Here is a 25,538-nt window from a genome sequence, read left to right as displayed (position 1 = left end):
CTTTTTATTATTAAAAGGTTTTGTAAACGATGATGTTTTGGGGTGACATGACACCTTATTTTAACATTTGAAACAGACGATTTGCACTTGACTTTTCTAGTCTGGTTCAGTAGTATTAAACAGGTAAATGATAATCTTTATCAATTATATATTATACATAAAAGGGGTCAGTCTTTATGAAGAAAATATTGCTTTTATTCATGTTGAGTACAATTAGTATCCTATTCGTTGCTTGTGGAAATAGTGGGGAGGAAAATTCCTCATCTGATAAGAAAGAGAATGAAGATATGTCGGAGATCACGGTCAATGATTATTATGGTGAACAGCCAATTAATGGAGTACCTGAGCGAATTGTTGTTTTAGAGTGGGTTTATGCAGAGGATTTATTAGCACTTGGTGTTCAGCCAGTAGGAATGGCAGATATCGAGGGATATAAGGATTGGGTGAATATTGAACCAAAGCTTTCCGAAGATATTCAAGATGTTGGTACAAGACAGGAACCTAATTTAGAAGCGATTCGAGCATTGGAGCCAGACTTGATTATCACAGCTAGCTTCCGTCATGAAGCAATATTAGATAGTCTAAAGGATATTGCACCAACATTGGCATTTAATCCATATCCAGAAGAAGGAGAAGGAACCCAATATAAAGAAATGGAAACGACCTTTCAAGAAATAGCTAAAGCCTTACAAAAGGAAGAAGAAGCAGATCAAGTATTGTCCGATTTAGACAAAGCTTATGAAACAGCAAGCACAGAGATAAAAGAAGCAAATATTGATAATAAGCAATTTGTTTTATCACAAGCCTATAGCTCTGATAATACACCCGTAATCCGTTTGTTCAAGGATAATGCGATGGCAACGGAAATTATGACAAAGATAGGCTTAGAAAATGCTTATCAATCAGACGGATTCCAGCTTTATGGGTATGATGAAACAAGTGTAGAAGCATTACAAACTGCTCAGGATGCTCATTTTTTCTATATTGTACAAGAGGATGATAATATATTTACCAATCAGTTAGCAGGTAACCCAGCGTGGGAGGAGTTAGAATTTGTGAAAGAAAATCGGACCCACCAGCTTCCTGGTAGTACATGGACATTTGGCGGGCCATTGTCAGCAGAAGTATTTGCTAATCAGATTAAAGAAGCTCTAGTACAAGCGAAGTGATCATATGACAAGATGGGAAAAACATTATATTTGGACAACGGTTCTGACCTTTGGGGGAGGAACCGTCCTTTTGCTTCTATTGTTATTTATACATATAAATCAGGGCAGTGTTTCTATTGCTCCCTCCGTCATATTAGAAGCCATCTTTCAACCAAAGGATGACCTGGCACATCATACGGTACGTTTTTTGCGATTGCCACGAGCTATTATAGGAATTTTAGCAGGTGGTGCGTTAGCGGTATCTGGTAGTCTATTACAAACCATTACGAAAAATCCATTAGCTTCATCAGGTACACTTGGAATCCATGCGGGATCGTATTTTGCGGTTGTTTTTGCTAGTGTATTTTTTACGACTGTTGCAGGATTAAATGGCTTATTTGTCGCATTTCTAGGTGGGGTATTAACTGCTATTTTAGTTTATATACTTGCAGGTATTAATAGCTCAAATCCTGTTAAAATGGTATTAGCAGGAATGGTTATTACGATGATGTTTTCTGCCTTTACCTCCTTACTTCAAATCTTTTTCGAAAACGAAACAGCTGGTTTATTTTTATGGGGATCTGGTACACTTGTACAAAACAATTGGGAAGGCGTCCAATTTGCACTCCCATTTGTTCTATGTGGGTTACTTGCCACATTATCGATAGCAAAGTCATTAGATATTTTTCTACTAGGGGAAGAAGTAGCAACAGGACTTGGTCAAAAGACGAACAGACTAAGGATCATAACAGTGATGCTAGCAGTTTTTTTAACTGCTGTCACGGTAAGCGTAGTTGGCCCTATTGGCTTTGTTGGAATCATAGCCCCACATTTAATCAAGCTATTAGGCTTTCGAAAACATCTTTCCATTCTGCTTGCTTCCTTTTTATGGGGAGCAAATGTGCTGTTAGGTGCAGACGTATTGGCAAGAATAATCGATCCAAGCTTTTCTGAGCTACCAGTTGGGGCGATTACTGCATTCATTGGAGCACCTTGGCTTATTTGGCTTATTATGCGGAGAAAGAATCGTAGCTATAGTGGTAAGGAAACAGGAGTACTTGTTGGAGCAGTCAACAATAAAAGATTTCAGCAAATGGTTATTCCAGTCCTCTTATTCCTTTGTATGATTACTGTTTTAGTTGGTATATCTACAGGAAATGAAGGATTTCAAGTTGTACAAACGATAAAATCGATCTTTTCTAATCACGATCCGTTTATTCGTAATATGGCGATCGATTTTCGTTTGCCCAGATTGCTGGTTGCTTTTGTAAGCGGGATATTACTTGCCATCAGTGGGTATATTTTTCAAGGAGTGCTTCGAAATCCTTTAGCAGATCCATCCGTCATTGGGATAACCTCAGGTGCAGGGGTTGGGGCATTACTATTTATCTATTTTGGATCAATAACAGCTACATGGGTGCCAGTGGGGGCTTTTATAGGAGCTATTATTGCTTTTCTCATTGTCATGATGCTTGCCTATCGGTCCGAATTCCAACCTACCTTATTAGCTCTTTTAGGTATTGGTATTTCCGCATTTGGTTCAGCGATTATTCAAATTATTGTTGTTAACTCAGAAATGGCTGTAGCTTCCTCTTTAACCTGGTTAGCAGGAACGACTTATGCGAAAGGCTGGTCAGAGTTAGGATATTATTTATTAGGTCCACTCATTGTCTTCATTCCAATTGTTTACCTAGTGAGTGATCGTATTCATACATTGGCTTTAGGAGATGACACAGCAAAAGGATTGGGATTGAATGTTGTAAAAACGAGGTTTTTATTAGCACTGCTGGCAACAATCATTGCCGCTAGTAGTGTAGCAACAGTTGGTACGATTGGATTCGTTGGATTGATCGCCCCACATATGGCAAGGATCTTACTAGGACCTGCCCATAAAAACTTATTTATCACCACAGCCTTGTTGGGAGGAATATTCCTCATGATTGCTGATGTCCTTAGTCGTACTTTACTTGTTCCAAAGGAGATACCAACAGGGATTATCATTGCGATTATCGGTGCACCGTATTTTTTGTGGTTAATGCATCGATCCAATAAAATAAAAATCTAAAAAAAGCGACTTGTCGATTGGACAAGTCGCTTTTTCTATTACTGATTCGTTTTGCTTCGGATAAATTCTTCTACTTCATCTGCTGTATTCATGCTAAGAAGCTGCTCTTTATAAGTAGCTAATTCTTTTTTGGATAGGTGTTTAATTTGGGTACGAGCAGGTAAAATAGAGGTTGCACTCATACTAAATTCATCTAATCCTAAACCTAAGAGAATTGGAATTGCAATCGAATCTCCGGCCATTTCTCCACACATTCCAGCCCATTTACCTTCAGCATGTGCTGCTTCAATCACATTGTTAACAAGGTTTAAGATTGCTGGGTGATATGGTTGATATAAATAGCTCACTCGTTCATTCATACGATCAGCTGCTAAAGTGTATTGAATCAAGTCATTAGTTCCAATACTAAAGAAATCTACCTCTTTAGCGAATTGACGAGCAATTACCGCTGTCGAAGGAATTTCTACCATAATACCAATTTCAATCGAATCAGATACCTCTACACCTTCCGTAATAAGGTTATCTTTTTCTTCTAATAAAATGGCTTCTGCTTGACGGAATTCATCTAATGTTGCAATCATTGGGAACATGATTTTTAAATTCCCGTACGTACTTGCACGTAACAATGCACGCAATTGTGTCCGGAAAATATCATCGCGCTCTAAGCATAGACGAATCGCACGAAAGCCTAGGAATGGATTCATTTCTTCCGGTAGTTCTAAGTATGGTAATTCTTTATCGCCACCGATATCTAATGTTCGAACGACAACAGGCTTGTCTCCCATTTGCTCAAGAACGGATTTATAGGCCTCAAACTGCTCTTCCTCTGTAGGAAGCTCTGTTTTCCCCATATATAAAAACTCTGTACGATAGAGCCCTACACCTTCGCCACCATTGTTCTTCACACCCTCCACATCTTCAGGTGTACCAATGTTAGCAACAAGCTCAACGTGTGTACCATCAGAAGAAACCGTAGGCTCATCCTTTAGCTTTGCCCATTCTTCTTTTTGTTTTTCAAAATCTGCTTGTTTCTTTTCATACTTTTCCATCTCATCATTGGAAGGGTTAATGATGACTTCTCCATCAATCCCATCAATAATTAAAATATCGCCTGCAGCTGCTTGTGTGGTTATTTCCTTTGTACCAACAACAGCTGGTATTTCCAAAGATCTTGCCATAATTGCTGAGTGAGAAGTTCTTCCACCGATATTAGTTGTAAAGCCTTTAACAAATTGTTTATTTAATTGTGCCGTATCAGATGGTGTGAGATCCTCTGCAATCACAATGACTTCTTCATTAATTAATGCAGGATTCGGAAAAGATACATTTAATAAATGAGCCATTACACGTTTTGTAACGTCTTTAATGTCAGCAGCTCTTTCTCTCATGTATTCATTATCCATGCTTTCGAACATTTGAATAAACATTTGCGCTGTTTCATCTAAAGCAAACTCTGCATTAACTTGATCTGTGCTGATTTTATCCTTTATCGGATTAATCAATTCAGGGTCACTTAACACAAGCAAGTGGGCAGAAAAGATTTCTGCATGCTCTTCTCCTAATGATGCGCGAGCATGCTCTTTAATTTTCTCCAACTCTGTTTTTGATATTTCAAGTGCTTCTGTTAAACGATTGATTTCGTTGTCTGTATCTTGGACTGTCTGCTTCTCAAAAGACAGATCAGGAACTGCCAGCTTGTATGCTTTCGCAATGGCAATTCCATTTGATGCTGCTATACCACTTAAGTTACTCATGTAAAGATTACTCTCCTAGTCCTTCTGATTTAATCACATCTACTACTGCATCGACAGCTTCTTGCTCGTCAGATCCATCTGCAATAATCTTAATCTCAGCGCCTTGTGGAATACCGAGGGACATAACACCCATGATCGATTTTAAGTTAATAGATTTTCCATTATATTCTAACGTCATATCAGAGGAGAAACTTCCCGCTTTATTCACAAGTACTGTCGCTGGACGAGCGTGAACTCCTGTTTCATCTGTGATTGTTACTGTTTTTTCTACTGCCATAGTTAAAAACCTCCTAAGGAATTAATTAATGTATTGCTACCTTTTAATTTTACTCTTTTTCTAGGTAATATTTCAAGAATACTATGATAAAAGTTTAAACTTTTTGTAAAAATTCTTTAAAGTAGCACAATTATATTAATTATAATGACTTAGTTGTTTCCATACAAGTAATGTGCTCCTTAATCCAAGTAAAGATGTATTGATAAATTTCCTGTTTATTTTTTTCGTTTAATAATTCATGTCGTTTATCTTTAAAAATATGATAGGTGATATTCTCTAATCCTACCTTCCGATAAAAATGGACTGCTTTTAACATTCCTTGACTATATTGACTTACTGGGTCTTGATCACCGGTTAAAAATAAGAGTGGAAGTTCTTTGTCGATTGCTTCAGCATAACGATTGTCTTGGATTTTCCCGATTCCTTCATATAAATCATAAAAAAATTGATTAGATGGAAGAAATCCACAATATGGATCTTCTATATAATTTTTAACTATCTCTTTGTCACTCGACAGCCAATCAAATGCCGTATTTGCTTCCGTTTTTTTATTATAATTAGCGAATGTGAGTTTATTTAAGAATGTTGCAGGAGTTTTTTTTCCTTGTATTGCAATATTCAGACGTGCAAGAAACTTCCCCATATGTAATAGTAGAGGAGGCTGATAGGATGTTCCAATGAAAATGGCACCCGAAAGCTCCCTATCGGCAAAGGATAAATATCGTCGGGAAAGGAAGGAGCCCATACTGTGTCCAAGTAAAAAAATGGGCAAGTCCGGCTGTTCGTTTCGAATAAAGGAGGTTATTTCCTTAAGGTCCTGAGCTGTTCGATCAAAACCGTTCCTTTTCCCCAGAAAGCCTTGTGTATTTGCTCGGTTACCTGTTTCCCCATGTCCGCGGTGATCATTGCCATATACGATGATCTGATGGTTATTTAAAAATTGTGCGAGCCCGTGGTATCGTTCAATATGTTCAGCCATCCCATGAGCAATTTGAACAATAGCTGTCGGTGTCTCCACATCCTCCCATTTTCTAAGATAAACGGAATGATTATCGCTCATTGTTAGCCAATACTTTTTACTTTTCATGTAAATCATCTCCAATCGATACACTGCTTAATTCCATCATATCATGTAATTTGGATGAATTTTCAGTAAAATAACTTGTGTATGATTATTACTTATGCTACATTGTATTTATGTAATTGTACGTCTAGGGGGTGCTTTCAAGATGATAGCAACTGTTATGACATTGCTCATCATTGATGCAATCGTATTAATTGTTTTTGTTTTATTACAATCTGGTAAGAGTGAAGGACTGTCTGGAGCAATTTCAGGTGGTGCTGAACAATTATTTGGAAAACAAAAGGCGAGAGGGATGGATCTAGTTCTTCATCGTGGAACAGTCATTACAGGAACATTGTTTTTTATCCTAACATTTTCCCTTGCCTATCTGTTATAAACCAATTTTATTGGAGAAGATAGTAAGCAAAAAGAAGAGCATCCTTTGCGGCAAAGCAAAGGATGTTTTTTTGCACGTTAGGATAGTTGACGTAGATGAAATTTTAAGGTGTCAAGTATAAGCAAAGCAGGTATTCGCCAAAGGACGAGCGAATACGAGTTTTTCTAACACTATAAGAACGTGGACTTTCATCATTATACTTATAATAGTAAATGAACATAATAAACCTGAGGTGAAAAAGAATGAAAATAAAACAACCAGAACCATTTATGTTTAGAGGAGACGAGCGTGCGGTATTACTATTACATGGGTTTACTGGACATTCTGCAGATGTAAGAATGCTTGGTCGCTTCTTAAATAGTAAAGGCTATACATGTTATGCTCCTATATATCGTGGTCATGGCAAATCCCCAGAAGACTTAATTGAAGCTACAGCTGAACAGTGGTGGGAGGATGTCAAAAATGCTTATCTTTATCTAAAAGGTGAAGGCTACGAAAAAATCGCCGTTGCAGGTCTATCACTAGGTGGTGTATTAGCACTAAGACTTGCTTGTACTCATCCACTAGAAGCCGTAGTAACCATGTGCTCGCCAATGTTTTTTGATAATGAAGAGCAATTAACGATTGGTTTTAAACAATTCGCTAAGGACTACAAACAATTAGAAGGAAAAGATGAAGCAACGATCCAAGAGGAAATGGGAGAGCTGTTAGAACGTTCTAAGGAATTATTTAAGCAAATTGCAGAGTCAATTGAAAGGGTAAAAGAAAATGTAGATATGTTGTATACTCCAACCCTTGTAATACAAGCTGAAAAGGATGAAATGATAAACCCAGATAGTGCTAATTATATTTATGAGAATGTTGAAGCAGATCAAAAAGAGATCAAATGGTATGCAAATGCAGGGCATGCAATTACTTTCAGTGATGCAAAAGATCAGCTACATGAAGATATTGCACAATTTTTCGCATCACTTAAGTGGTAAATCGCCATAATAAAAAGAAAGAGGTGATTAGATGGAGGGACAGAATTTATCTCAAGAGCTATTAGATTATTTTCAAAATAATGCAACGAAGCCTTTATCTGTTCAGGAAATAGAAGAACTATTAGGATTAAGTGAAGCAGATGAATTCACTAATCTTGTCAAGACATTAAATGAATTAGAAAATAGTGGACAACTCATACGCACTAGAAAAAATCGTTATGGTTTACCGGAAAAAATGAACTTAATTCGTGGAACGATTCAAATGCATGCAAAGGGCTTTGCCTTTTTGATCCCAGAAGAAGAATCAATGGATGATGTCTATATCAACCAAACTGATTTACAATCTGCCATGAATGGCGATACTGTTTTTGTTCGTGTAGAACGAAGCGATGAGGCAGGAAAGCGACCTGAAGGCGTTGTTGTTCGTATTATTGAAAGGCAAACGAAGCAAATTATCGGAACATATGAGGATAACGGAGCATTCGGCTTTGTGATTGCGGATGATAAGCGAATTCCCAATGATATTTTCGTACCGAAAGGACAAGCAAAAGGTGCCATTAGTGGTCATAAAGTAATTGTTGAAATAACGAAATACCCTGAAGGACGAATGAGTGCTGAGGGTGAGGTTATACAAATATTAGGGCATAAAAATGATCCCGGGATGGATATTTTGTCGATTATCTATAAAAATGGGATCGCAATCGACTTTCCTCAAGAGGTACTGGATCAAGCTGAAAGTATTCCAGAGACGATTTCGGAGAGAGATTTACAGGATAGAAAAGATCTAAGAAATGAAACAATTGTGACAATTGATGGAGCAGATGCAAAGGATTTAGATGATGCTGTTACGGTTACTAGGCTTGAAAATGGCAATTATAAGCTAGGTGTTTATATTGCTGATGTTACCCATTATGTTAAGGAAGATTCTCCTATTGATAAGGAAGCATTTGAACGAGGCACAAGTGTTTACTTAGTTGACCGTGTTATACCAATGATTCCTCATCGTTTATCGAATGGTATTTGCTCCTTGAATCCACAGGTAGACAGATTAGTATTAGGCTGTGATATGGAAATTAACACAAAAGGGGAAGTTGTCAATCATGATATTTTTCAAGCGGTGATCAAAACGACGGAGCGAATGACTTATAAAGCGGTGAATCAAATTCTCGTGGATAACGATGAAGAGGTGATCGAACACTATCAATCGCTTGTTCCTATGTTTAAGGATATGGAAAATCTAGCGGAAATATTACGCTCCAAACGTTTTGGCAGAGGTGCGATCGATTTTGACTTTAAAGAAGCAAAAGTATTAGTTGATAAAAAAGGCAATGCAGAGGATGTTGTAATACGTGAAAGATCAGTTGGAGAGCGATTAATCGAGGAATTTATGCTTTGTGCCAATGAGACGATTGCAGAGCATTTTCACTGGATGGATGTACCGTTTATTCATCGTATTCATGAGGATCCAGACCCAGGCAAATTGCAAACCTTCTTCGAATTTATCGCGAGATTTGGTTATGTTGTCAAAGGGACCTCGAATGAAATTCATCCACAAGCATTACAGAAGGTATTAGATGAAGTAAAAGGAACAGAAGAGGATATCATTATTTCAAAATTGATGCTTCGATCCATGAAGCAAGCGAAATATGATCCGCAAAGCATCGGTCACTTTGGTTTAGCAACAGAATTTTACACACATTTTACCTCTCCGATTCGAAGATATCCTGACTTAATTGTCCATCGTTTGATTCGAACTTATTTGATTCAAAATCAGTTAGGTGGAAAGACAAGAGCTCATTGGAAGGAAAAGATGCCAGAGATCGCCAGACAAGCTTCGATGAAAGAAAGGGCTGCAGTAGATGCAGAACGAGAGGTTGACGATCTGAAAAAAGCAGAATTTATGCAGGATAAAATTGGAGAAGAGTTTGAAGGAGTCATCAGCTCTGTTACTAATTTTGGACTTTTTGTTGAATTAGCGAATACAGTAGAGGGACTTGTCCATGTCAGTTATCTAACAGATGATTATTATCATTTTGATGAACGAGCCTATGCAATGATTGGTGAAAGAACAGGAAATGTCTTTCAGGTTGGAGATACCTTAACAGTCAAAGTAGCGCAAGTGAATTTGGAAGAAAGATCTGTTGATTTTGAGATTGTTGGAATGGCCCCAAGAAAAAATCGACCTAAATCAGAACAAAAGGTTATTCATGCTCGAAAAGATAAAGGCGACTTGAAAAAGACTGCGAAGAAAGCACAAAAAACAGGAAAAGGCAAAAAGAAGAAAAATGGTCGCAAAAAGAAAAAGAGATAGGAAGGCTTCCTGTGAGCTTTCCTATCTTCTTTACGTAGCATGTTTTCCGCTTTTTTGTTACAATAAAGGGACGTAGCATTAGGAGGAACAAGATATGGCAAAGAATGAAGGAAGAGTTATTGCACAAAACCGAAAAGCGGGACATGATTTCTTTATTGAGGATACGTATGAAGCAGGTATCGTCTTACAAGGGACAGAGATAAAAGCCATTCGTGCTGGACAGGTAAATTTAAAGGATAGTTTTGCTACCATAAGAAATGGGGAAGTTTATTTAAATAACATGCATATTTCTCCATACGAGCAAGGTAATCGCTATAATCATGAACCCACAAGAGCCCGTAAGCTTTTATTACATCGAAAGCAAATTGATAAACTGATCGGGGAAACAAAACAAGCTGGTTATTCTCTTGTACCACTAAAGGTTTATATTAAAAATGGCTTTGCCAAAGTTTTGGTTGGACTCGGTAAAGGAAAAAAGAAATACGATAAGCGTGAAGATTTAAAACAAAAACAAGCGAAACGAGACATGGACAGAGCTATAAAAGATCGTGTTTAACACGAATTACCAACAGTTAGTAGCTTGAATTTTCTTACTCATGTGTTATAATGAACTTACTTAACAATTTCATATTAGAGTTTGATCACTCTAATCCGTATCTTCTTTTTATAAGGGGACGTTACGGATTCGACAGGGGTAGATCGAGCTCAGGTTGCGCGTCGAGGTTACGTCTCGTTAAACGTTAACGCCAATAATAACTGGCAAAGAAAACAATTACTCTTTAGCAGCTGCGTAAGCACTGTCTAAAGGATCCTTCCTATCATCGCCCATGTGGTAGATTGAAGGGTCTCACTTATCAGTGGGCTACGCTATCATCCACCGTCTGAGGATAGATAGAAGAGACCAATCAGACTAGCTACTAGGACGCCTGTTGGTAGGCAAAATAGTTAGCGAATTTAAATTTACCAACTACACGTGTAGAAGCCTGAGTGGCGATATCCTTGGACGTGGGTTCGACTCCCACCGTCTCCACCAATACATATTCAGGCTTGATATGACAAGCTTTTGGATTTGGTGGTAACATACGTGATAACATTTTAATTAATTTTATATATTGGAGTAGTTTTGAAGTCGTCTTCCATTTTAAGGACGGCTTCTTTTTCTGTACTCGGATATAAGTGACTGTCAATGTTTAATGTTGTGCCTACATCGCTGTGCCCTAATCTTTGAGCAATCACTGATGACATAGCATTTCGATTAATTAAAAAACTGGAATGCTATGGCGAAAATCCTCTTTACCTTTCTAAATAAAAGTATACTTGTGAAATGTCTAAAGATATCTCATATTGGAGAAAATAAAAAAAAGTGGTGCTCCTCCATTGACCTTATTCCCACTACAATAGCCAGACGTGATGGGTCTTCTTTATTATCATAATGTATATTCTTAGAATAGAATGCAGATGATAGTGTTAGAAAAGGTGTGATGATATTGACTGTTATAGAAGGACTTGAACAATCAGAAAGAGCATATGACCAATTAGTGGAAGTCAATCAATTGCTAACAGATGCTGTGCTAAATGCGTTTTTATTTTCTTGGCAGTGGTGGTTAGGTATAATATTATTCATTCTACCCTGGGTACTTTGGATTTTGTATAGGGATAAGAAAAATACAGGACGACTTTTACTCGGGGGTTTTATAACCATCATTTTAGCCCTATCAATTGATCTTATCGCCATTTCCTATGGATTATGGTCATACCCGATGAAATTCGTACCAATATCACCATTATTATTTCTTCCTTATCACTTTGCATTAGCTCCTGTTGGAGTCATGTTTGCTCTGCAAATAAAACCAAACTCCCATCCAATAGTGAAAGGGGTTATTTTTGCAGCAGTGGGGGCTTTTGTGGGAATGAATTTATTTGATGCCCTTGATTTTTATAATCCAAAAGGTTGGCCTACTTTTTATGACTTTTTCATTTTTTTATTTCTATTTCTTGTAGCGCATTTGTTTAGTAAAATAGATAGTTATCATGAAAAATCTGATCGTTCATAATAAGAAGACAGCCAAAAAGACTGTCTTATCGAGGAGTATTATTGACCTTGACTTTGATTAGTCATATTTGTTACGTTAGAAAGCATTTTTTGCATTTGTCCTCCTTGACCTTGGCCATTCATCATATTATAAGCTGCGATACCTATACCGATTGAACCAAGTACAGATAGCCATTGAATGTTTCTCATTTACGTTCACCTCCTAATATGATATTGACTTTTTAAGCCTTTCTTAATTTGTGAGGAAGGAATAAAAAAATGTGTGGAAATCTTTTCTCACTATTTTAATTTGGAAATTCATTTTCCCTAAATCAGTGAGTAAAAATCCAAAAGTCGTATATATTAAAAATGATTTAAAACTATAGGAGGATAAATGATGAAGAGAATAATCACGATAATGTTTTCTGCTATGATCTTAACTAGTGTATTAACTGGATGTAACGTGGATAATGACAATGAAATCAATGAACAACCGGAAGATGTTAACTATGAGCCTACTCGTAACAATGAGGGAGATAATTTAAATAATAATAGGGGTCCGAATATTGATACAGAACCTCGTAATGTAAGGGAACCTAATGAACCTGATATACCTAATAACATGGATGAAGAAGAACCAGATCTTGACGAAGAGCCTTCTGAAGAAAAAAGAGGTTATTAAGATTTACCACTTTTAACAAGGATTATGAAAAAAGGGGAATAATGTAAATATGGAAGGGCACCACCAACAAGACCTTCCACATGTGATTACAAAAGAGGATATGGACAAATTGATTACTGAATTAGATTTAATATTTTCTAGTGCTGAAAATAATTTGCAATAAGAGTAATAAAAAGCACCTCCTAAAAAAAAGTCGTAATATTTATATACGACGCTGGGGTGCCTACCTCGGTAAAAAATTTTGTAACAATTTAGTAAATTTTTCTGATTATTGTAATTTCTAAACATAAGAGTTGATTCATGTATGTTTTAAACTTTTATATAAATTCCCACTGTCTCCACCAATACATTGTTGGTGTTTTTTTGTTTTAAGTACATTTAAGAAGCACCTGATCCCTAAAATGAAAAGAAGAATTTATGACAAGGCAAAATTGATTTCGTGATTTTTTGATTATATTTTGATAGGAGCACAGTGAAATTGTGCTCCTTTAGTTAACATTTTATCCTGTCAATACTTCCTCATAAGGATATTTAATTCTTTCCTCTTTCGATCTAGCAAGAGAAAAAGCTAGTGTAAGTGGGCCTAATTTACCGATAAACATGATACAAATGATCACTATTTTACCAAGAATGGATAGTGACCCAGTTAACCCCATCGATAACCCAACGGTACCGAATGCCGAAATCACTTCAAACAAAACCATGATGACAGGCTCATCCTCCACTATAGTTAATATGAATACAGCAATAAAAACAAAGAAAAGCCCCATTGTGGCAATGGCGAGGGAACGTAATATATAAGTTTGATTAATCGTCCTTTCTGAAATGGTTATTTCTTTTTTTCCTCGTAAAAAGGTTAAAACAGATAAAATGATAATAATGAAGGTGGTTAACTTAATTCCACCTCCAGTTGAAGCACTTCCCGCACCAATAAACATTAATAATAACATGAAGAAAACGGTTGGTTCTTCTAAACTACCGATGTCTAACGTATTAAACCCTGCCGTTCTAGGGGAAGTAGCCTGAAAGTAAGAAGCCCATACTTTATCCGTAAAAGAGGCTAATCCTCCTAAAGTACTGGGATTATTATATTCCAAAATAAAAACAATAAACATCGCTACCATGTTCAAGACAAGAGTACCAACTAGCATCAATCTTGAATGGAGAGACAATTTCCTAAATTTCTTTTTATACCATAAATCAGAGAGAACGGTAAAACCAATTCCTCCGATTATAAAAAGAAGCGATATAATAATATTAATCAGCGGATCACCTACATACCCCATTAAACTATCAGACCATAGAGCAAACCCAGCATTATTAAATGCAGATATGGCATGAAACAAGCTGAAATAGATCCCTTTTCCCCACCCTAAAACTGGCACCCATCTAATAGCTAAAAAAATCATCGCTATTGTCTCGATGGTCAAGGAAAAAATAAATAAATTTCGTACTAGCTTCACAACTCCCCCTATAGAGGTTTGATTCAATGCCTGTTGAATCACTAATCTTCCTTTTATGCCTATTCTTCTACCAAGCATAATATAAATCATTACCGCAAATGTCATAATCCCTAGTCCCCCAAGCTGGATTAAAATTACGATAATTATTTCCCCAAATAAAGTAAATGCAGAGGGTGTGTCCACAACTATTAGACCAGTAACCGTCATAGCTGAAGTTGCAGTAAATAACGAATCTATCCAGGTAATGGTTTCAGTTGTTGCAATAGGAAGCTTCAGTAATAGTGTGCCGATCAGAATACAGGTTACAAATACGGATATTAATAACTGAGATGGATTCAAATTCATGTATTTCAATTTCATTATTGTCCACCCTTTTTCTCAAATCTCTCAATGTCTTTATTTTGACCAACAATAATTAAAATATCATTTTTATGAATCAATTGATCGGCAGCTGGTGAAATAATCGTTTCTTCATTCCGTTGAATCCCAATAATGTTACAACCATATTTATTGCGAATATCTAGCTGTAGAATGGATTTATTATCAAACTTATTTGATGCTAATATTTCAACAATACTGTGATCTTTTGAGAGCTCTATAAAATCTACAATATTATCGTTGGTTACATGGTGCGCAATTTTCTTTGCCATTTCTCTTTCTGGATGTATTACACGCTCAACACCTATTCGACTTAGAACCTTGTGGTGATAACTATTTTGTGCTTTTGCCCATACTATTGGTACGCCAATTTCTTTAAGAAGAAGAGAGGTCAAGATGCTTGCCTCAATATTTTCACCAAAAGAAACAAAGGCATGATCGACATTTCTTACCCCTAAATCTTTTAAGATGTTTTCATCAACTGCATTAGCTTGAACGGCATGAGTTGCGATTTTACTGTATTCCTTTACTTTTAAAGGATCGTTATCTACAGCTAATACTTCTAGATCCATATCTGAAAGTTCCTTTACTAAGCTTCCACCAAACTGACCTAATCCAAATACGGCATAATGTTTTTTTCATTTTCATCCTTCTTTCTGAAAGTAAACACAAAAAGACCATTCCAAAAAAAGAATGGTCAATGTATCATTAACCCTTCTCTCTTAAAGTGCTTACGAGGTTAGCTGTCGGATTAGGGATAGAGAGTAGCCCCTCTTAATATAGAAATTCTATATTAAGATTCACCCCAAGATAGAAAATATCTATCAAAAATGGTTCCCCCGCTCATATGATTAAGCAAAAAGGTTGTATTTGTTTTTCAAAATATAAGATACTCTTTCGCATTGTAAAAGTCAATAGTATTTCAGATTTTTTCCGGAAAATCCCAAGGGCAAAAAAATAAATGCATTTGTCTATCTAAGGATTCTTTACATATGCTTATATCTTCTGTATCTCCATTAGTAGAAGAAGAGTTTCTTTCGAACTTTTTCTCTATTTTGAGAAATTGTTTGATAATTATTGACGAAACTAATGTACTGCAATATATAGTAATTCATGATTTATAACTATTTAAAATAAGTATAAAGACCTATTAATAATTGGAATAGAAATTAAATTTGTATAGTTTTTGTCGAATTCCATTTGATATAATCCTTTTTTGATGTCAAGATCACACTTTCATTTTTGAGAATAGGAGGTAAAAAGGTCCATTTAAGTAAAATTTGTAGATAAGATAAAGGAGTGAAAAAAGGATTGAAGAAATTTAAATCAGAAATTGCAGTTTTTTTAATTATTGTGTTACTAATTGGTATAGTGTTACCCGGTGGGGCTACTGTATTTGCAGCTACACCAGATTATGAAGAGAATGGTGATTTTAACTATGATCCATTATTGGGGGAAGCTGCACAGGTTGACCCAGACTTTACTGTAGAAGCTAATGGAGAGCAATTTGCAGAAGGGAATATACGCTTCGAAATCACAGATTCAAATGGCTATACAGAAACTGATAGATTGTTTATTCCTGAAGGAGAAAGTGTGCCTTTAGGGGACGGTTCAACCCTCACCTACAGAAATGGACAATTTTTATTAGATGATGTGCCGATTGCTTCTGTGAATAATACGGACAACGGATATGGTACAGCGCTGCAAATAGATCTATCTGCACCACTACCTAACGGAAACTTTGAAGAAGGTGCAATAGGTGAAGGTGTTACGATTCCAAGCTGGACGATTAATAACCAAAGCATTGGACCTGAAGGTGATACAATTAACCAGATTTGGTTAGGAGATCTAGCTTCCAAAACTCAAAATCGTCCATATGACGCTGTTGTAGATAATAGTGACGGAACCTATACTGTAACCGGACCAGATATTGAATATACCTACAATACGAATGTAAATTATAATGACTTAGCATCTACAAATGATCTTCAAAATGTTGAAGGTTTTGAAGCAATCTTTACAAGCTTGGATAAATATGTCCAAAAAGTGTATGATGATGTAGCTCATTCTGGAAAAGCTCTTGAAATCGGCTTTTTAAGCTCATTACTAGCCAGTGGGGATTATGCTGTAAAAGATGGTAAAATTGCTTCTTCATTCGGTATTGAGGCCATTAGTTCTTCTTTTCAAGCAAAAAAAGGTGATAAACTGTCATTTGATTGGAAAGCCAATGATGGTGGAGACGATTATGAAGTATATGGCTTTTTAGTTGATTTAGAAGGAAATCATACAGAGATACTTTATGGTAGAGGGTCTGCTCAAGGGTGGACAACAAATTCCGGAGAAGTCCCAGCAGATGGTACATATAAATTCCGCTTTGTTGCTGGATCGTTCAATCGTACGGATGGTACTACACACGGAGCAACTTTAAGTATTGACAATATTCGTGTGGTGAGTTCACAAGTAGTTGAAGGTGTTGTAAACGCCATCGGCCAAATGGTTCATTACTCAAATGACACGTATAGTGGTAACCGTCCTGTTTATATTAGTGTTATAAACGGAGAGGGGAACCCAAGCAAGGTAGTGGATCCAGATGCAACTATTCACATGAGTACAAAAGAAGAAGCGTCAGATTCATTAGGTAACGCTTTAACCATTGAAAAGCCTAGAAATGATACTACTATTTATGATCCAGCAGAGAAAACCATAGAGGGTTTAACAGAGCCTGGTACAAAAGTAAGTGTCATTGTTACTGATCCAAGTGATAACGTAGTTTTTAATGGTCTAGCAACTGTAGCGGAAGATGGTAATTGGTCAATCGAGCTTGAGAATAGCTTAATAATAGGTGAATACAACATTGAAGCAACTGCTTCCAAAGGCGGATCAACGTCTGATCCAAAAACAGCCAAATTCACCTATGTAGACAAGCTGGAGTTGGAAAATTATTACAACGAAGTGAAAGACCTAGTTGAAGCAGATTACCAAGATGGTTGGGACGACGATGCTTCTGATGATGATCCAGAATTTGCCGAAGCATTAGAAAATGCGAAGAAAATCTTAGAAGATATTACAGCTCCTGGTCAACCAAATCCTCACCAAGCAGCTATTAATCTTGCTTTAGAGGAACTTAAAAATGCTAAAGACGCACTAGTCAGAGTCTCACCAGAAGAACTATCAGCTAGCTTTGAGCACGGCTATCATGAAATAATGATTGAATTTGATAAAGATGTTACATTTAATGATCCATTAACTGCTACAAATGGCTTCACTGTAATAGTTGGTGAGGGTGAAGACGTGCGAGAACTAACGGTCAATGATGCCGTTGCTAATGGTAATCAGATCACGTTGATTGTCGATGAAATGTTAAATAGTGATGAAAAAGTAATCATTGCATACGCTGAAGAAGTAGCTAAATCTAACTTAATTGGTGCTGAAGCAGAAAATCCAGGACCTGTTAGAGATTTTGATGAAAAATTCCCTGCAACTGATGATTTTGGTGCAGCACTTCAGATGGAAGGTACGACAGGTATTACAGATGATAGTACACCATTATTTTATGGAACTGTTGATAAAGAAGTTGATAGTGTCACCCTTAATATTACGGATCTCGCTGGCAATCCGATAAAAACAGGAATACCTGCTGTTGTGGACATTACAGACGGTACATGGACTGTAACAGATGCCGAGTGGGATGAACTCGGAGGATTGGAGCAAGGCGATTATAAAGTAGTTGTTACTGCAGCTAAAGAGGGGCGTAATCCTGTTACAAAAGAGGAAGAAATTACAGTCGTTAATAAATCGAATCTTCAACGAGAATATGATGAGGTAGATGAATTTGTGGAAGATGACTATCGTAAAGGTTGGGCTGATTTTGAAGATGCACGTAATTATGCTGATGAGGTTTTAGACAACCCAATTGCTTCTCAAGATGATGTTGATCAGGCATTAATAGATCTTGAGGAAGCAAGAGGTGCACTAGAAAAGCATCCTCCTGTAGAAACAAACCCAGCTAATTATGAGCATGGGGACAATAAAATTACAATTGAATTTGACAAAAATATTGCACTAGCAAATTCAGCATCTCCTGAAGAAGGCTTCACAGTAACAGTTGATGAGACAACAATAAATGTTATAGATGCCGTAGCAAATGATAACAAAGTTATGTTAACGGTGGATCAGCCGCTAAACAGTGATACTGAGGAAGTAAGAGTAATGTATACACCAAATGAGGAAAATCCAAACCTATTTGGAGCTGAAGAAAATGGTGCACCTGATGAACCATTTGACATTACAGCAACAGATGAGTTTGGCAAGGGTCTTCAAATTATTGGAACAAAAGGTAATACAGATGATCGTACACCATCTTTTAATGGTGAAATGCACCTAGATGCGGATAATGTTATATTAACCATTGTTGATAGCAAAGGTAATGAACTAGTAATTGAGGAAATGGCAGCTATTAACGGTGAGGGTTGGATTTTGGATGATTGGACAGAACTTAACGAGCTTTTACCAGGTAACTATACCGTTTATGTTACAGCAAAAGACAAGGATTCCGGAAGAACAGTAGCTAAATCAGCTGACTTTACTGTGGTTGACAAAACAACATTAGAGGAAGCGGTTAATAGTGGAAAAGAATTAGTCGAAGATGATCATCGTGCAAATTGGGGAGATTTTGCAAAGAAATTAGAAAAAGCAATCGAAGTTTTTAATAACCCAACAGCATCTCAAGATGATGTTAATACTGCACTGGACGAACTGGAATCAACAAGAGATGAATTAGAAAAACATCCTGCGGTTGCAGAAAAGGCAACTTTCCACCATGGACAAAATGAAATCACTATAGTGTTTGACAAAAATGTGTTGTTCACAAACGATGAAATAGACCCAAAAGAAGGCTTTATTGTTACTGTTGATGGTGAAAAAATAGACGTTATCGCTTCACAATTAGTGAAAACAGATACTGAAAGTAAAACAAACAAAGTGAAGCTAATATTATCTGAAGGTGTTGCTTTATCAAGTGATGCTTTAGTGCAAGTTCACTATAATCAAGAAGCGGCAAAGTCGAATCTTTACGGTGATGAAGAAAATGGAACTGCTGTAGTAGACTTTACATTCATAGCTGGTGATCCATTCGGACAAGCACTACAAATAGATGATCCAAATGGTATCACAAATGATTTAACTCCAATCATCAAAGGTACTGCGCATGATGGTACGGAAACTGCAACAATTACAATTTCAGGTCCGAATGGTGATGAAATGGTTGTTGAAGGTGTTGTCTTAGTTATTAACTCTGATGGAACATGGGAGTATAACATTGAAGAATCACTTGAGCCGGGTAAGTACAAAGTGGAAGTCACTACTTCACAAGCTGGTCGTCCAGATGTAACAAAGGATCATTATTTCACGATTGTTGACAAAACAGAATTAATTGCGACAGATGACAATATAACAGGTGAAAATTTAGTCGAAGGAGAATATACAGAAAATTCTTGGACTCAATTTGAAGAAGCACTTAATCATGCAAGAGATGTTATCGCAAATCCTGAAGCTATTCAAACAGAAGTTGAACAAGCAAACGCTAATCTTGAACAAGCCTACAACGCTCTTGTTTACAAACAAGCATTAGAAGAAGAAAAGAAAAAATCAGAAGGTCTGGAAGAAAGCCATTATTCTGAAGCGAGTTGGGGGAGTTATCGAGATGCTCTTGAGCATGCACAAGATGTATTAAGCAATCTTAAAGCAACACAAGCAGAAATAGATGAGGCTAAAATAGCATTGGCAGCAGCGAGAGCAGCGTTAACGGTTGATAAAACTTTACTTGACACAGAAGAAAATAAAGCACAAGAGCTTAATAGGGAGGATTACTCTGAAGCAAGCTGGGAAACCTACCAAAAAGCAGTAAAGGCGGCACAAGTTATCTTAAACAATCCAAATGCAACACAGGCAGAAATTGATGCTGCAAAAGTAGCATTAGCAAAAGCTCGTTTAGCACTTAAAGTTGATAGAGAAGCACTTGTTAAAGAAGAGTCAAAATCGGATAAACTTACAGCCTCTGATTACTCCGAAGAAAGCTGGAATGCTTTTCAAAAAGCATTAGAACATGCCAAAGCAGTACTTGCTGATGAAAATACCACACAAGCAGAAGTGAATGGAGCTTTATCAGAATTAAATAAAGCTAGAGAAGCATTAGAAAAAGCTGAGAAGGATTTACCTGATACAGCAACCGATATATTCAATTGGTTATTAATGGGATCAGCTATCTTAATAATAGGTATTATACTATTAATGCTACAAAATCGCAGAGGAAAAGTAGACATTTCTTAGGTTTTTTATGCTTCATTTGAAAGAATAAAGATACCAGCACCTTAGAAGTTAGACTCAAAAATCTAATTTCTAAGGTGTTTTTATAAGGTTGGAGCATTGAGCTGTCAATAAATTTTTTTAATTTAATACCAGAGTTAACCTTTTGTTGAAAAAACATATTTTTATAATGAAAGATATTTGTCTTGGACAACTCCACCTTTTTTACATATGATGTAATATCTCATGAAAAGGGGGGATAGTCTATGGGACGTCACTGTAATAAGCGTAATGCTGTTTCACCTGATCGGGAGGAAACATTTGTGCATCCAACCAGAAGAGTACAAAATACGCGTACAGAATATCAGACTGTTAAGAATATTCACCCGACTGAAGTAAGGAACGTGAACAGGACCGTTATTAGAAATCAAAATTACTACCCAGTTTATAACTCAGATGTTAATGAAACAGTAGTAGAAGATTATGACTGTGGAACTGATGTAAATGCGTCTAACTGTCGTAGAGTTAGTCCAACAAGTGGTAGGGGTAATGACTGTGGTTGTGATGGAAAACGTAAAGGATGGAGCTGGATTTAAAAAAATATAAGAGCCATCACTAGTATACGGGGAGCCTAAAGTGGCCTCCCCTAACTAATTTCCCATCACAAAATAGATAGTTATAATAAATGAAATATTTGTGTGCACAATATCTCAAAGAATATATTGAAGAATTAGATGAAGACAACTATTGTTCTTGATTATTCATATTTGTTACATTTGAAAGCATTTTTTGCATTTGTCCTCCTTGGCCTTGTCCATTCATCATATTGTAAGCTGCAATACCTATACCAATTGAGCCAAGTACAGATAACCCTGGAGCCCGAGAGTTTTCTCACTGTTAATTTAAACATGTTAATTGATTTTTTGTATTATACGGAAAAATTTCTTGTTTCGCTTTAAGACGAATGACCAAATCAGGATTCGATATAAATAATTGTCCAAATGCAACTAAGTCTGCCTGTTTTTTATTAATGATAGAACTTCCTTTATCAGGATCTATATTGCCTACTGCTATGATGGTATGATCCCAGTATTGTCTAAATAATTCATGAAGGGATCTTTTATCATTTTTGAGCGCATAATCATAATTTTCTACAGAAGGGTGCACGATTTTTATCTTATGTTTGGTGAGAACTTCAATAATAGCTAGTACTATTTCCTCCGGCTGTTCCCATGTGTAATCCTTATCGTCATCTTTTTTTTCAGATATTCTTATACTGATTCTATTTTTTGGTACAACTTTCTTTACTTGTTTAATTATTAAATCTAAAAATCTTAGTCTGTTTTTTAAAGATCCTCCAAACTCATCTTTGCGAAGATTTGTTTTTTCATTTATAAATTGATCAATGAGATATCCATGAGCTGCATGTATTTCAATGCCATCAAAACCAGCTTCCATTGCATTTCTTGCTGCTATTTTATAATCATCTATAATGCTGTATATTTCCTGCTTACTTAATGATTTAGGTGTTTGATATGGGTGTCTTAATCTATGAACGAAGCCATTTGCAGCTAAGGAAGACGGTGAAACGGGAGCATGCCCTCCTAAAACCTTCTGGTGACTTAATCTGCCTACATGCCAAAGCTGTGCAAAGATTTTGGTTTTATATTGATGAACTTCTCTAGTAACCTTTTGCCAACTTAGAGTTTGAGAGTGAGTATAAATTCCAGGTATCCCAAATGTCCCTTTGGCTAATTCATTAATGGCAATACCTTCTGTGATGATTAGTCCTGCACCATATCTTGCTCTCTTTCCATAATAGTCCGCAATCAAATAATTGACTTCACCTGTTTCATTATCAGCAAATCCCCTTGTCATGGGAGCCATGACAATTCTATTATCAAGATTTAAGTTTCCAATGTTGTAATTGGAAAAGATCGAACATGTCATATTATCACCTCATAAGTATTTTAATTTTATGCAGTGTTGTTTACAATGGGATATTTAAGTTATATACTATGAAAAACTTTAAAATTTAAAGAAAGTGGGGGAAGAGAATGTTGGATCACATCGATCACCAAATTTTAGATTTATTACGAAAAAATTCGAGACTTACATACACTGATATTGGTAAACAAATAAACATGTCATCTCCTGCTGTTAAATCAAGAATAGAAAGATTAGAGGATAATGTGATCAAGCGTTATACAATAGAGGTAAATAATAAAGAACTTAATAAAGGGATTCATGGATTCGTTTTATTTCAAACAACGAAATGTGAAAGGTTAACCAATTATTGTGAAAAGAACAGTAATATCATAAATTTATGGAGAATAAGTGGAGAGTCTAACTATTTAGCTGAAGTGGTTTGTGAAGAAATAAGTGAGTTAGAGCAAATCTCTAAAGATACAACTCATTTTGCGTTCTCTAATATATTATCTGTTTTAGGAAAATATAATGTTTGTGACCATTAGTACTTGAACTAGTAGAAAAAGATCACCTTTACAAATAAAAAAATTCGATGTATAATTCTTTTACAACGTTGTTACTCAGCTCTTATCTATCATCATAAAATTCCTCACCATGATTAACTCTAATGTGTAACTCCCTTTATTACTCCCTGTATTGTAAGCGTTATCAAAAATTATCACTTGTAAAATGAAAAAAGAAAGGAGCCATGACATGAAGAAGACATTTCTTTATTTAGTGCTGTTCGTATTCGTAACTTCTACCTTGTACTTAGATGGCAGTAAAGTTATCCATGCAGAGAATATAGATACGATTCCAAACACCTCAAGAGAAGTGAAAGACTATGATCAAAGTTTTTTATCTGTAACTGGATTTGCCTCATTAGGTGTTAAGGATCGAACGAGCTATGAGGGAACCTCGTATCATCGGGAAATTAGTAATGAAAGGGAATTTCTACAAGCACTATTAGATGCTCGTACTGGTAGTGTGAAAGTAATTGAAGTAATGAGTGACCTTAACCTCGGTTGGCATGAATTAAATCTTAGTGACGAAGAAAGGAAAAAGTATAGCTTTATTACCAAGTATTCAGATCCATCTAATGGCTATACGAACCCTGTTATTGCAGAATCAGGTGTTTCCAAGCTTAGTATCAGTGATGTAAATGGGTTAACCATATTTTCTGAAAACGGTGAACCAACGATTAAACATGTAGAATTTAAATTGAATCGTTCTAGTAATGATATTGTGATAAGAAATTTAAACTTCGATGGAATGTGGCAGTGGGATGATACTCAAAGACATAAGGAAGTAGGCTGGACCTTTATAAAAGTAAACGGAGCAAATAATGTATGGATTGACCATAATACATTTTCTATTGCTTCAGATGGATTAATTGATATTGAGAACGGATCGACAAACGTAACTCTTTCCTGGAATGAAATTGGTCTAGCGGCTTCCGAAAATCCAGATCCTAATGGTGTCATTTATCCGTCTATTAAATATATGGAAGAGCAATATATTGCCAACAACCTTAAATCTGATAGTACTTACTATCAAATGCGAAACGAAGGTGCTACGAAAGAGCAGATCATGGCATATGCAGCTTATCATAGTAAGGTACATTTAAATGGATCAGGAGATAAAGATTATGTCAACTATGTTAGTAGTAATGGCAATGAAATTAAAGATGGTAATCAGAGAATTCGATTAACTATCGCCTATAGCCACTATCAAAATGTAGGACAAAGAGTTCCCATGATTCGTCAAGGTTCCGGTCATCTGTATAATACGTATCTAGACAATTCTAGCCACATAAAGGTATTAGATAATGTTAATGCTATTGCAACCTACGCACGTGATACATTATCACGTGCATTAAATGCTAGGAATGGTGCGTCTATTGCTGCAGATACAACTGTTTTTAATGGGTTTAGTGAACCAATTATAGGTGCAGAAATACAAGGCTTAGATACAAAAAATATGGATGAACAATGGGCAAAGTTATTTCAGCATGCTTATAACAGGAATTTAATCGTCAACTCCAAAGTAACAAACAAGTATGGAAGTTATATCGGAAGTAGTTGGGATAATAACGGGGAAAATCTATTCACAAAAGGCTTTACATGGCATGATAAATCTACCATCGGGAATTGGGCATGGTCTTCTCATATTGTCGGCAGTGAGAATATGAGTAAAACAGATCCACCTAGTGAGCCTTTTACTTTTGAATATCGTTATGAAGAGAAACTCCCTTATACTTATGAAATTGTTCCATTAGAGAAAGTTGTCTCAACGGTTACAAAATATGCCGGGGCAGGAAAAGTTACCATGAGCCCAACGGAATGGTTAACCATTCACTATGACCCTGTAGTACAGGATATCATTAATCTCGTTACTCAGTATCAAGAAAATGATGACATAATAAATGATCGTGTAGCACATCTCTTGTCAACCCAATTAAATATAGCTAAGAAATTTGAACAAAAAAGGAAGCATGAGAGGGTTGCCAGTCAGATGAGGATTTTTAAGAAGTTAGTGGATCAACAGTACAAACGTCACTTCATAAGCAAATATGCGTATGATACACTTCGCTACTATACAGAACGTTTGTTGAATAACCAAGGATAAGATTCAGGTATTGGGATTATCAGTTATTTGGTAATCCCATTTTTTCTTTCCTATTCTCTTGAGTCTAACGTGACGTAATGGTTTAT

The 25,538-nt window shown here is 36.2% G+C and carries 19 protein-coding genes, 1 other RNA gene, 1 pseudogene and 1 riboswitch; of the genes and pseudogenes, 13 read left to right on the top strand and 8 right to left on the bottom strand.

Going from position 1 to position 25,538, the window contains the following annotated elements:
• Window positions 1-176 precede the first annotated feature (176 nt).
• Together DLJ74_RS04435 and DLJ74_RS04430 are read left to right on the top strand one after the other, a co-directional pair.
• Window positions 177-1,169 (top strand): ABC transporter substrate-binding protein, encoded by a 993-nt coding sequence (locus tag DLJ74_RS04435; protein WP_054859927.1) that lies wholly within the window; start codon window positions 177-179, stop codon window positions 1,167-1,169.
• A 4-nt stretch (window positions 1,170-1,173) separates the two neighbouring features.
• Window positions 1,174-3,213 carry an iron ABC transporter permease gene (locus DLJ74_RS04430; protein WP_109983517.1) on the top strand — a complete coding sequence of 680 codons (2,040 nt, stop codon included), beginning with the start codon at window positions 1,174-1,176 and terminating at the stop codon, window positions 3,211-3,213.
• Between the two features lie 38 nt (window positions 3,214-3,251).
• Here DLJ74_RS04430 and ptsP read toward each other — a convergent pair whose 3' ends face one another.
• From ptsP to DLJ74_RS04415, 3 genes are all read right to left on the bottom strand, one after another.
• Complete coding sequence (gene ptsP / locus DLJ74_RS04425; RefSeq protein WP_109983516.1) at window positions 3,252-4,967, bottom strand: phosphoenolpyruvate--protein phosphotransferase; 1,716 nt, start codon at window positions 4,965-4,967, stop codon at window positions 3,252-3,254.
• A gap of 7 nt (window positions 4,968-4,974) precedes the next feature.
• Entirely contained in the window at window positions 4,975-5,244 is a 270-nt protein-coding gene (locus DLJ74_RS04420; RefSeq protein WP_054787040.1) for a phosphocarrier protein HPr, read from the bottom strand.
• 139 nt (window positions 5,245-5,383) lie between these two features.
• Entirely contained in the window at window positions 5,384-6,331 is a 948-nt protein-coding gene (locus tag DLJ74_RS04415) for an alpha/beta hydrolase (protein WP_109983515.1), read from the bottom strand.
• A gap of 142 nt (window positions 6,332-6,473) precedes the next feature.
• Here DLJ74_RS04415 and secG point away from each other — a divergent pair, with 142 nt between their 5' ends.
• From secG to ssrA, 5 genes are all read left to right on the top strand, one after another.
• On the top strand, window positions 6,474-6,704 hold the full coding sequence (gene secG, locus DLJ74_RS04410; RefSeq protein ID WP_054859929.1) for a preprotein translocase subunit SecG: 231 nt from the start codon (window positions 6,474-6,476) through the stop codon (window positions 6,702-6,704).
• A 242-nt stretch (window positions 6,705-6,946) separates the two neighbouring features.
• Window positions 6,947-7,687 (top strand): alpha/beta hydrolase, encoded by a 741-nt coding sequence (locus DLJ74_RS04405; RefSeq protein ID WP_109983514.1) that lies wholly within the window; start codon window positions 6,947-6,949, stop codon window positions 7,685-7,687.
• A gap of 31 nt (window positions 7,688-7,718) precedes the next feature.
• Window positions 7,719-9,998 (top strand): ribonuclease R, encoded by a 2,280-nt coding sequence (gene rnr, locus DLJ74_RS04400; protein WP_109983513.1) that lies wholly within the window; start codon window positions 7,719-7,721, stop codon window positions 9,996-9,998.
• Between the two features lie 94 nt (window positions 9,999-10,092).
• On the top strand, window positions 10,093-10,554 hold the full coding sequence (smpB, locus tag DLJ74_RS04395; protein ID WP_109983512.1) for an SsrA-binding protein SmpB: 462 nt from the start codon (window positions 10,093-10,095) through the stop codon (window positions 10,552-10,554).
• A 114-nt stretch (window positions 10,555-10,668) separates the two neighbouring features.
• Window positions 10,669-11,031: a transfer-messenger RNA gene (gene ssrA / locus DLJ74_RS04390) on the top strand.
• 62 nt (window positions 11,032-11,093) lie between these two features.
• On the opposite strand, the pseudogene DLJ74_RS20710 reads toward ssrA, so the two are convergent.
• Window positions 11,094-11,273, bottom strand: a pseudogene (locus DLJ74_RS20710) (site-specific integrase); the annotation flags it as partial.
• Window positions 11,274-11,485: 212 nt separating this feature from the next.
• On the opposite strand from DLJ74_RS20710, the gene DLJ74_RS04380 reads away from it, so the two are divergent.
• Complete coding sequence (locus tag DLJ74_RS04380) at window positions 11,486-12,052, top strand: CBO0543 family protein (RefSeq protein WP_109983511.1); 567 nt, start codon at window positions 11,486-11,488, stop codon at window positions 12,050-12,052.
• A gap of 38 nt (window positions 12,053-12,090) precedes the next feature.
• On the opposite strand, the gene DLJ74_RS20360 is transcribed toward DLJ74_RS04380, so the two are convergent.
• Complete coding sequence (locus DLJ74_RS20360; RefSeq protein WP_181397428.1) at window positions 12,091-12,240, bottom strand: hypothetical protein; 150 nt, start codon at window positions 12,238-12,240, stop codon at window positions 12,091-12,093.
• Window positions 12,241-12,427: 187 nt separating this feature from the next.
• Here DLJ74_RS20360 and DLJ74_RS04375 point away from each other — a divergent pair, with 187 nt between their 5' ends.
• On the top strand, window positions 12,428-12,712 hold the full coding sequence (locus DLJ74_RS04375; RefSeq protein WP_109983510.1) for a hypothetical protein: 285 nt from the start codon (window positions 12,428-12,430) through the stop codon (window positions 12,710-12,712).
• Window positions 12,713-13,212: 500 nt separating this feature from the next.
• On the opposite strand, the gene DLJ74_RS04370 is transcribed toward DLJ74_RS04375, so the two are convergent.
• Together DLJ74_RS04370 and DLJ74_RS04365 are read right to left on the bottom strand one after the other, a co-directional pair.
• Window positions 13,213-14,535: a TrkH family potassium uptake protein gene (locus tag DLJ74_RS04370; RefSeq protein ID WP_109983509.1), complete on the bottom strand. Its 1,323-nt coding sequence runs from the start codon at window positions 14,533-14,535 to the stop codon at window positions 13,213-13,215.
• Entirely contained in the window at window positions 14,535-15,125 is a 591-nt protein-coding gene (locus DLJ74_RS04365) for a potassium channel family protein (RefSeq protein WP_425454562.1), read from the bottom strand. Before DLJ74_RS04365 ends, DLJ74_RS04370 begins: the two co-directional genes overlap by 1 nt.
• 140 nt (window positions 15,126-15,265) lie before the next feature.
• Window positions 15,266-15,421: riboswitch (cyclic di-AMP (ydaO/yuaA leader) on the bottom strand.
• A 443-nt stretch (window positions 15,422-15,864) separates the two neighbouring features.
• On the opposite strand from DLJ74_RS04365, the gene DLJ74_RS04360 reads away from it, so the two are divergent.
• Both DLJ74_RS04360 and DLJ74_RS04355 read left to right on the top strand, forming a co-directional pair.
• Window positions 15,865-20,880 carry a SwmB domain-containing protein gene (locus tag DLJ74_RS04360; RefSeq protein WP_109983508.1) on the top strand — a complete coding sequence of 1,672 codons (5,016 nt, stop codon included), beginning with the start codon at window positions 15,865-15,867 and terminating at the stop codon, window positions 20,878-20,880.
• Window positions 20,881-21,122: 242 nt separating this feature from the next.
• Entirely contained in the window at window positions 21,123-21,452 is a 330-nt protein-coding gene (locus DLJ74_RS04355; protein ID WP_109983507.1) for a CotD family spore coat protein, read from the top strand.
• A 301-nt stretch (window positions 21,453-21,753) separates the two neighbouring features.
• On the opposite strand, the gene DLJ74_RS04350 is transcribed toward DLJ74_RS04355, so the two are convergent.
• Window positions 21,754-22,806 carry an oxidoreductase gene (locus DLJ74_RS04350; RefSeq protein ID WP_109983506.1) on the bottom strand — a complete coding sequence of 351 codons (1,053 nt, stop codon included), beginning with the start codon at window positions 22,804-22,806 and terminating at the stop codon, window positions 21,754-21,756.
• Window positions 22,807-22,913: 107 nt separating this feature from the next.
• Here DLJ74_RS04350 and DLJ74_RS04345 point away from each other — a divergent pair, with 107 nt between their 5' ends.
• Together DLJ74_RS04345 and DLJ74_RS04340 are read left to right on the top strand one after the other, a co-directional pair.
• A complete protein-coding gene (locus DLJ74_RS04345; RefSeq protein WP_109983505.1) occupies window positions 22,914-23,330 on the top strand; it encodes an Lrp/AsnC family transcriptional regulator in 417 nt (138 codons plus the stop codon).
• A 208-nt stretch (window positions 23,331-23,538) separates the two neighbouring features.
• Window positions 23,539-25,452, top strand: a complete 1,914-nt coding sequence (locus DLJ74_RS04340; protein ID WP_181397427.1) for an FIMAH domain-containing protein — start codon at window positions 23,539-23,541, stop codon at window positions 25,450-25,452.
• Window positions 25,453-25,538: the final 86 nt, after the last annotated feature.

It is taken from the genome of Gracilibacillus dipsosauri (assembly GCF_003176895.1).
Lineage (GTDB): Bacteria > Bacillota > Bacilli > Bacillales > Amphibacillaceae > Gracilibacillus > Gracilibacillus dipsosauri.
Note: the sequence above shows the minus strand (reverse complement) of the source record. Positions and strands in the feature narration are given on the sequence as shown.